The sequence below is a fragment of the Desulfobacter sp. genome, from assembly GCF_050177295.1.
In genome coordinates this window covers 1-8,079 of sequence record NZ_JBFXHE010000195.1, presented here as the reverse complement: position 1 = coordinate 8,079, position 8,079 = coordinate 1, and the positions used below count along the sequence as shown (strand labels likewise).

Below are 8,079 nucleotides of genomic sequence, written 5' to 3'. Positions count from 1 at the left end.
AATACCCGACCGGCGCGAGATCATAAAGATTGAAATAGAGCTTTCGGGAAGTCTCCAGGTCCTCTTGCGCTGCACGCAGCTGATCATTTTTCATCTCCAGCTCAAGCTTATGCACCTCAAGTTCATGAATCATTTGGCAGATTTCTCGGCTGACAAGCCTGTGGGATCTGCTAACGACGGGATTATTCTCTGACAGATTATTTTTTCGGCCTTATATCTCAGTTTAGAGGTGCTATCAGGTTGTCTATCCTCAATGTTCATGATATGTCCCCCCTTGATTATTCAGGCGCGTCAAAATTGCATCCTCTGATGAATAAATTAAACACATTTCCCCTGATATGACCACAATATAATGATATCAGGGGGGGGGCAAAATGGAAATTCCTATACTTTTAAATTCCATAGTGCAATGAGCTTTATTATTCAGCAGGTTACTCAAGAAGACTATCGACCATTTCCAGCCGCCGGAACATGGCGCGTTTTTTCACTTGATGCGCATGCATGCGACTGAGGATATCCCGAAGACAACGGACCGTTCCGACGATATTAGGCCCCTTGTTGAGCATGACACATTCGGCACGGGCACCCATGGCTGCATCGGAAATTTCTGCTCTGGACGGTAATCCTTTTTTAGCTAACCCCTCAAGCACCTGGGTAGCCCATATGACCGGCATGTGTGCCGCTTCACACATCCATAGAATTTCTTCCTGCACCTCGGCAAGCCTCTCCCAGCCGCATTCCACAGCAAGGTCCCCGCGGGCAATCATTACGCCTGATGCAGGGCCGCGCAGCGCCATGGTCAGTAGCATGGGAAGATTGTCAACTGCCTGCCGATTCTCGATTTTCAGCACAATACCGATATCCGTTCGATTCAATCGCCGCAATTCCTGCTCCAGATGTTCAAGATCCTCTCTGCGTCTGACAAAGGAATAATTAACGATGTCCGCATGCTGGGCGATAAATTCAAGGTCTTCGATATCCTTTACGGTCAGTGCTGGTAAATGCAGTTCAGTGTCCGGCAGATTGATTCCCTTATCCGATTGCAGACTGTCCCCCTGCTCCTGGGCTCTGGTGATTTCGGCAACCAGGTGGGTTTCAGCTGTTTTTACAACAACCCCGGCAATCTTGCCATCGTCAAAGAGAATACGATGACCCATCTGTACGTCTTTGAATATTTCAGGAAGCGTACATCCGATGCTGGGGCGGTTCAAAAGTTTTCCCTGTTCGTTATAACTGGCCGGATGGCCGGGAATATCGGTATTGGTTACAATAAGCAAATCGCCTTTGTGAAGGACAATGGAACGCTGTTTAGCAGGCACATTGCCAACGGTGACCTTTTTTTCCGTTATTCTTTTCTTGTCTTTGGACTCAAGATGCATCCGGATTCCGGGAATGACATATGCCGTGCTGTTGGATTCAGCCCACAACCCATGATCGTTTTTTGCGATGACGGTAAGCATCCTGTTCCGTCCTCTGGCATCTGTAAAGTGCAATCTGTCTCCCGGGTTCAGGGTTGGCAACAGCGTGCCGGTGGCAGGAAGAAGTACGGTATTTGAGTCTTGCGGGAAAAGGCCTGCTTCATCCACAGATGTGCCGGAGAAGGAGATCCAGATTCGCGCCGGCAGAATCACACGCCCCAGTGCATCTCTTTTGGGTTTCCATCGAAGCACATTTGGACCGAGTTCAATCTCGGCGGTGCGTATTTTGGGGCCGCCCAGATCCATGGCTACCCGGCAATGTCGTCCCAGTTCCCGTTCTGCTTTTCTCAAATTGTCAATCATGGCCAACCAGACATGCCGGTCATCGTGGGCACAGTTCACCCGCATGATATTCATGCCGGCATCTACAAGGTCGCGCACAAAGCTGTAATCGTCCGCAGCAGCGGCAGGCATGGTAACCATGATGGCTTGCCCCATAGTTTCCGGAGGATCTCCAAGAAGCTGCCGGGTATTTTTCTCCATGCAACGCCGACCGCTGGAAAATGTAACCGGCTTAGCCTCCTCAGCGAGCAATGCCACCTTTTTTCCCGTTATTTCCTGCATGATGGACAATACCGAATCAATGGTGTCAATAACACTTGATTCACAGCGTCCAAGCGAAGATAGTCCCAACCGGGCAAGTTTTAATTGCAGGGTTGAGATGTCTCGACTGCGTAGTGCAATATAATGCAGCAGATTACGTATACTGGGATGTCTTTCAGAGGGAATCTCTTTGATCTGTTCAGCATAAGCAGATTCTTTTTTGAGCATCTCGGACCGGATCTGGCTTAACTCTGTGATAACCTCGTCTATCTGATCACTTTGCCAGCGACTTCGCTCTTTCAGGCTCGTGCGATCACTAAAGAATCTGGGGGGAATACCCACCTTCTTTTCTGTACTCATATGATCGTCTCCATACATATTTATCCGAACTTTTAAGATGGAACCGGCTTTTCTGTCAACCTGCATCACTGAGTTTAACAAAAGCCTAAAATAAGGTAGCTGGTAAATTAGTGATCAACCGCGGTTAAATTTAATACGTTTTTAACATTTTCCTAACATAAATCATGTAAACGACTTAAAGGCAAGATATACAAAAAAACATAGCAATGCTAAAAGCAGTATAGGATCAAGTGCCTCAATAATAAAATCAAGCGATATAGCGGATTCCTGATTGCTGCTGGAGGGGTAATAGCAAGTGTTTTGTTCGACCTCCCAATTATTGGAATGGTATCTTGTAGCGTTATTCCTATAATTTTGGTACTATTCATATTTTCCAAATTATAATTAATGGAACACGCCCTCTTTTGCCTATCACCTATCATATATTGATAAAAATCCGTTAGTAAACTTATCCTTAATGGCCATGGAAAGGGGACGTAAAATGGAACATGAAGTGGATATTGACTGGGTAATCGAGCAATTGAAGGACCGGTACCTTGAACGGCTGTCTGAATTAAGGACAGCCAACAGAAAAGAAAAACCCCTGCTGCATTGCATCATCATTGGCTATGAATCATCATTGGGACTCCTAGGCCAGCAAGATTGGCTACGGGAGAACCCGTTCGAACCTTGAAGATACTTGTATATACGGCCGTGGACTCAGCAGGTGCGGGTTTTGGTATGTGTTTTGACAGCACACGCGATGTCACTATAGAATACATGGAATACCACAAATGCCTCACGAATGATCCAGTTTGCTCATAAGAAAACGCTTAGCACTCAAATCAGTAATGACTTGAGTTGCTTGGCTGATTGAAAGCAAGCGAACATATTTCCGGGATTTGAGCCAATTCAAAAGCGCGTAAAACTCTTGATAAGTAATGCTACCACGCTTCTCATCAATCTCCTTAAAGTCATATTCATGGAACAAAACAACAATGACAGGTTGAGTGTCAGAAGATGTTCGTGATGCTTCGACAGCATCGCGAAGCCCAGAGAGGCTGGATGAGTACGGCAGGAAATTGAGCTTACACTTTTCTGTTACCTCCCCTCTCTTATTATCCGCCGAAAGAGTTGAAAACCCAAGCGCTTCAAGAGCCCGTAATGTGTTCACGTCGTACCTGTTCCACGGTGGCACAAAGGTACTGATAGGCGCGTCTATCATGCTCTCAAGGAGTTTCCTGCCGTTGGCTAATCTTTTTACTTGACGGTTGTAATCTAGGCCTGAAAATTCAGTCCATTGCTCAGCGCTAATTGTTTGGTGAGAGTAACCATGCAATGCTACATCTAATACACCATCATTAAAGCCACTCTTTAAAATATCCCCTTTCATCGATGTAAGAGGAATTACATCCTGCGGAGAAGGATCATGAATATCGCCCGCACATACATAGGGGATGACTCCTAAGGTTATGCAAGCTTCATTCTTGCGGAAAGCATCAATGATTCTCAGTTCCATGTCGGTATTGCTGCAAGCTGAATAATCATCTAGCCGAAAGACGACGTTGACTTGTTTATTGTCAATTGGATGCTTGTTGCAAGCCGTGAATGAAACCATACATAGAAATAAAAAAGTAACCAGAATGCGTTGGAATAATACGACTGTTTTCACGTGAACATCCTTTCAATAAAATTGGCCAACAAGTTTCTTCAATAAATTCAAGTTCTGCAATTCGTTGCTGCCAAAGCGCGTTGCCCCAATCTTTACGGCTGCATAAAAACCAGCTCCAGTCCCCGAACGAAGGCACATTTTCATGGTACGGCAAAATAAAAAATCCGGGCCATGATCACAAGCAATGGGATATTGCCCAGGTTGGTGGACAGTTCCTTTGAAAAATCGTTGTTGATCCGTATGATCACCGGAATTTCAAGCCCGATGAGAATACCGATCACGGAAACAAAAAAGTAAAGCACCAGACTGTAATGGCTGGTATATCCGTAGGACAGATATCAGGGTGGGTGAATACCCCCCCCCTGCCAGGGCAATGATGGTCGTCTGGACCACCACCAGGGCCGCAACATTTTTATCCTCTTTAATCTCAGTTGCAATGTTTGTAGGGAATTTTCCCTTTGCCTTGGCCACGGGGCCCTGTTCCAGGCTTTGCACCTTTGACAGGATGGTATCTGCGTAAGATAGGGCCGATGTTTCCATGGCCCGAGCCCCGATCATGGCAGCCTTGATCCTGCTTACACGCTCAAAGGGCGATTTTGCCTGGTTTTTAGCTTCCTGGATCACCGAGTTGACCTACTTGATCTGGGCGTTGGCCTAGGCGTCGCCTCCGGGTTTGTCCTGTTTTAAAACAGAGGCTACATCGCCTCATGGTTTGCCACCCCCTCTGGTGACCAGGGTCAGCTCAGCCGGGTTCACAGGTTTGGAAATATAAATCCGGTATTCCTCTTTATCCCCGTCCTGCCACTCCTCAATGGTGATGAACAAGGGCGAACGGTTATTGACAAATTCGTACATATAAACATGTTCTTCCTTGCCGTTGCGCCGGCACACGGCAGCCCAGTCATCATCATAGTCAAAGGTTCCCCCGGCATAGACAATACTGTCCTCATCCGCCACAATCTGGTCCAGGTCATCTTCATCAATGGGCTGGCCTTCGTCATCGGTCAGCCGTTTGAATTTGGTCTGGTCCAGGGTGATACACACCGCCAGTTCATCATCAATTTCCCATTCAAAATGGCCTAAGGCCCCGGTCTCCAGGCACAGACAGGCCAGTTCGGTGACAAAGTAGTCTTTGAGCGTTGAATAATCCTCACTGGCCTCCTGGTAGGTGCTGATCTCCTGGATGACATAAGTGCTGCCAAAACAGGTAAAACAGTCGCCAACACCGGCATCCATGATGGTCAGGCGGGTCTGTTCCTCCTGGGACAGCACCTTGTCCGGGGCCATGGTGCGGATCAGGGAAAACCGCTGATCAAAGGATTTTTGTTCGGAAACGGAAATCATAATTAGTTCTCCTTTTGTCTAAACGTAAGCCCGTGTTTGGACAAACACTAGTTCTCCTGACGCCTTGACATTAATGCATCTGTCCTTGCTCTGAAACGTTCGTTCATAACGCTCAGGGCAAAGGATTGGGCCTCATTTTCAAGGGCCTTGATATCCTCAACAGCAAGGTGCCCGGGCCGGACCGGCACCAGCTCGCCGGGGACCTGGACAGGGGTAAGCGCCCCCTGTCCTGATGCCTGTGTAGCTTCTGCCAGTACAGGGGCTTTGGCCTGCCCGGCCACGTTGGCAAGTTCCTGAGCCAAAATGGACATTGATTTTCTCATTTATGAAAATTTCCCCCCAAGAAAGCGGGCCATGGTTTCAAATTCTGCGGTTTCGTCATTGTCCACAATCTGCCGTGATCTTACGCATACGTCATGAAGGCTTTCAATGGTTTTTTCAAAGGCCTCTCTTTGGGCCTGCCTGCTGTCCAGGGAAAGGTCGAGATACTCTTTAACAGTTTTAAACAAATGGGTGCTCCCGATCTTTCTCAGTTCATAGGTCAGGGTCTCCCCCGGGTAACGGGTGATCATGTCCGGGATAAGGGCTTTAAGGCCGTCAATAATGGATTCTATTTTTAAAATCAGGTCCATGGAAAAATCACGGTCGGTCCGGATCAGAAGATTCAGCTTGATCAGGGTATCAAGGATTTCCTTGAAATCAGCGACCGGGTCTTTTTTTTCAGGTGCCGGCGGGGACGGCTCCCTGGGTGTTGATGACACTCTTGGTGTTTTCAGGCCCCTGATAATAAGGTTGAATGCAAATAGCGCGATAATAAATACGGCAGCTATAATTATAACGGTCATGAAGTATTCCCTTCCAAATTTTTAAGAGCCTTATTTAAGTTCCTATTTGGCGGACTGAAGAGGCCCGCCGCCTCCGCCCAGGACCGTGTAAAGATTTACCTGGTTTGCCATCTTTGCCAATTGAAGTGATATCAGGCTCTGCTGCTCTGCGTAAAGAGACCTGTGCGCATCAAGCACGCTGAGATAACCGTCTATCCCCAGATTGTAGCGTTCATCCGAGAGGCTGTAGGTCTCGGTTGCCGCGTCAACGATGGATTCCTGTGCCGCCACCTGCAGGTCTATGGTCCCCTGAACGGCAAGTGCGTCGGCGGTCTCCCTGAAGGCTGTCTGAATGGCTTTTTCATACTCGGTCAGGATGATTTTCCGGTCTGCTTTACTGACCCGGAGGGCTGCCCATACACGGGTGTCGAAGATCGGCATGGAGATCCCGGGTACAAAATTCCAGGTATCTGATCCGGAACCGAACAGCCCGGAGAGTTCATCACTTGCCGTTCCCATGGAAGCGGTCAGGGAAATACGGGGGAAAAAGGCGGCCCGTGCTGCGCCGATAAACGCATACGCCCCTTTGAGCCGGTGTTCGGCGGCAACAATATCCGGCCGGTTCAAAAGCGTTTGGGAGGACAGGCCGGCCCAGATCCCGTTAACAGGCGGTACACTGCTGAGGTCATTCGGCAACATGGCTTCGGGCACTTGCGTACCGGCCAGAAGGTTTAATGCATTCAGGTCCTGTGCCGCAAGCTGAATATAATACTGTACATCCCTTCGTGCGACATCTGCCTGGGTCTGTGCCCGGCGCAGGTCAATCCTGGTCGCCAGCCCTGTGTGATAGTTTGCCAGGATAAGAGTATAAGAATCCTGCTGGTTCTTAAACGTAAACCGGGCCAGATTGAGGAGTTCCCTGTCCGCCGCAAGTGTCAGATAGGTCCTGGCAACTTCGGATATCAGTGCGATCTGTGCGCTGCGGCGGGCCTGCTCCGTGGCCATATATTCTTCCAGGGCCTGGTCTTTCAGGCTCCGTATCCGTCCGAAGAAATCAATCTCCCAGGAGGCAATTCCCAGATCGACGTTGTATTGCTCCACGTTCCTGGATGCCTCCGGATCGATAAGGTCATTTGACCGGCGCTCTTCGCTCCGGGCGCCGGAGGCATCAACCGCGGGAAACAGCTCAGCCCGCTGGACACCGTACTGCGCACGCGCTTTTTCCACGTTTAAGGCGGCGATTCTCAGATCACGGTTATTGTCCAAGGCCGTTTCAATAATCTTTTTGAGCTTCTGGTCGGTAAAAAAATCTTGCCAGTTCAACTCCTGGGCTGTCGGTATTCCGGATACGGACTGGGTGTCCCCGTAGGCTTCGCCCTGGGGCCAGGTATCGGAAATTGGTGTCCGGGGCTGTTGGTATTTGGGTGCCAGGGAACAGCCGCCCAGGAAAACAAAGACACCTATAACAACCAGTATTTTTCTTATCATCTCAGCGAACCTCCTCGGACGCGGTGGTATCCATATGCTGTTCGGAAACGGGCTCCTTCTCTTTCTTCCCCTTGAACAATCGTGATACCAGGACAAAAAAGATGGGAATGAAAATAAGATCGATAAACGTGGCGGAGAGCATGCCCCCGCAAACGGCCGTGCCAATGGCATTCATTGCGCCGGCGCCGGCGCCGGTGCTGATGGCCAGCGGCAGAACGCCGAAGAAGAATGCCAGAGAGGTCATCATAACCGGCCGGAACCGTGTTTTGGCGGCGCCAAGCGTTGCATCAACGAGGCTTTCTCCGTGTGTCATGCGCTCCTTGATAAACTGAATGATCAGGATGGCGTTTTTGGTCGAAAGGCCGAGCGTGGTTAAAAACCCGATCTGGAA

11 protein-coding genes are annotated in these 8,079 nt (G+C 49.0%); 2 read left to right on the top strand and 9 right to left on the bottom strand.

What is annotated here, in order from left to right:
* On the top strand, positions 1–193 hold a 193-nt coding region (locus tag AB7U36_RS13950), incomplete at its 5' end, for a hypothetical protein (RefSeq protein WP_428160353.1).
* A 238-nt stretch (positions 194–431) separates the two neighbouring features.
* On the opposite strand, the gene AB7U36_RS13945 is transcribed toward AB7U36_RS13950, so the two are convergent.
* Complete coding sequence (locus AB7U36_RS13945) at positions 432–2,381, bottom strand: pyruvate kinase (protein WP_428160352.1); 1,950 nt, start codon at positions 2,379–2,381, stop codon at positions 432–434.
* A 481-nt stretch (positions 2,382–2,862) separates the two neighbouring features.
* Here AB7U36_RS13945 and AB7U36_RS13940 point away from each other — a divergent pair, with 481 nt between their 5' ends.
* Entirely contained in the window at positions 2,863–3,054 is a 192-nt protein-coding gene (locus AB7U36_RS13940; protein ID WP_428160351.1) for a hypothetical protein, read from the top strand.
* Positions 3,055–3,159: 105 nt separating this feature from the next.
* On the opposite strand, the gene AB7U36_RS13935 is transcribed toward AB7U36_RS13940, so the two are convergent.
* The 8 genes from AB7U36_RS13935 to AB7U36_RS13900 all read right to left on the bottom strand — a co-directional run.
* Entirely contained in the window at positions 3,160–4,032 is an 873-nt protein-coding gene (locus tag AB7U36_RS13935; RefSeq protein ID WP_428160350.1) for a DUF2334 domain-containing protein, read from the bottom strand.
* 140 nt (positions 4,033–4,172) lie between these two features.
* Complete coding sequence (locus AB7U36_RS13930; RefSeq protein WP_428160349.1) at positions 4,173–4,313, bottom strand: hypothetical protein; 141 nt, start codon at positions 4,311–4,313, stop codon at positions 4,173–4,175.
* Positions 4,288–4,656 carry a hypothetical protein gene (locus AB7U36_RS13925; RefSeq protein ID WP_428160348.1) on the bottom strand — a complete coding sequence of 123 codons (369 nt, stop codon included), beginning with the start codon at positions 4,654–4,656 and terminating at the stop codon, positions 4,288–4,290. The genes AB7U36_RS13930 and AB7U36_RS13925 overlap by 26 nt, the downstream gene beginning before the upstream one ends.
* An 81-nt stretch (positions 4,657–4,737) precedes the next feature.
* Positions 4,738–5,376 (bottom strand): DUF4178 domain-containing protein, encoded by a 639-nt coding sequence (locus tag AB7U36_RS13920; protein ID WP_428160347.1) that lies wholly within the window; start codon positions 5,374–5,376, stop codon positions 4,738–4,740.
* Positions 5,377–5,423: 47 nt separating this feature from the next.
* A complete protein-coding gene (locus AB7U36_RS13915; protein ID WP_428160346.1) occupies positions 5,424–5,687 on the bottom strand; it encodes a hypothetical protein in 264 nt (87 codons plus the stop codon).
* Between the two features lie 12 nt (positions 5,688–5,699).
* Positions 5,700–6,221, bottom strand: a complete 522-nt coding sequence (locus AB7U36_RS13910) for a hypothetical protein (protein ID WP_428160345.1) — start codon at positions 6,219–6,221, stop codon at positions 5,700–5,702.
* A 42-nt stretch (positions 6,222–6,263) separates the two neighbouring features.
* Positions 6,264–7,688, bottom strand: coding sequence for an efflux transporter outer membrane subunit (locus AB7U36_RS13905; protein ID WP_428160344.1), 1,425 nt, complete (start codon positions 7,686–7,688; stop codon positions 6,264–6,266).
* 1 nt (position 7,689) lies between these two features.
* A partial coding sequence (locus tag AB7U36_RS13900; protein ID WP_428160343.1) for an efflux RND transporter permease subunit occupies positions 7,690–8,079 on the bottom strand: 390 nt, incomplete at its 5' end.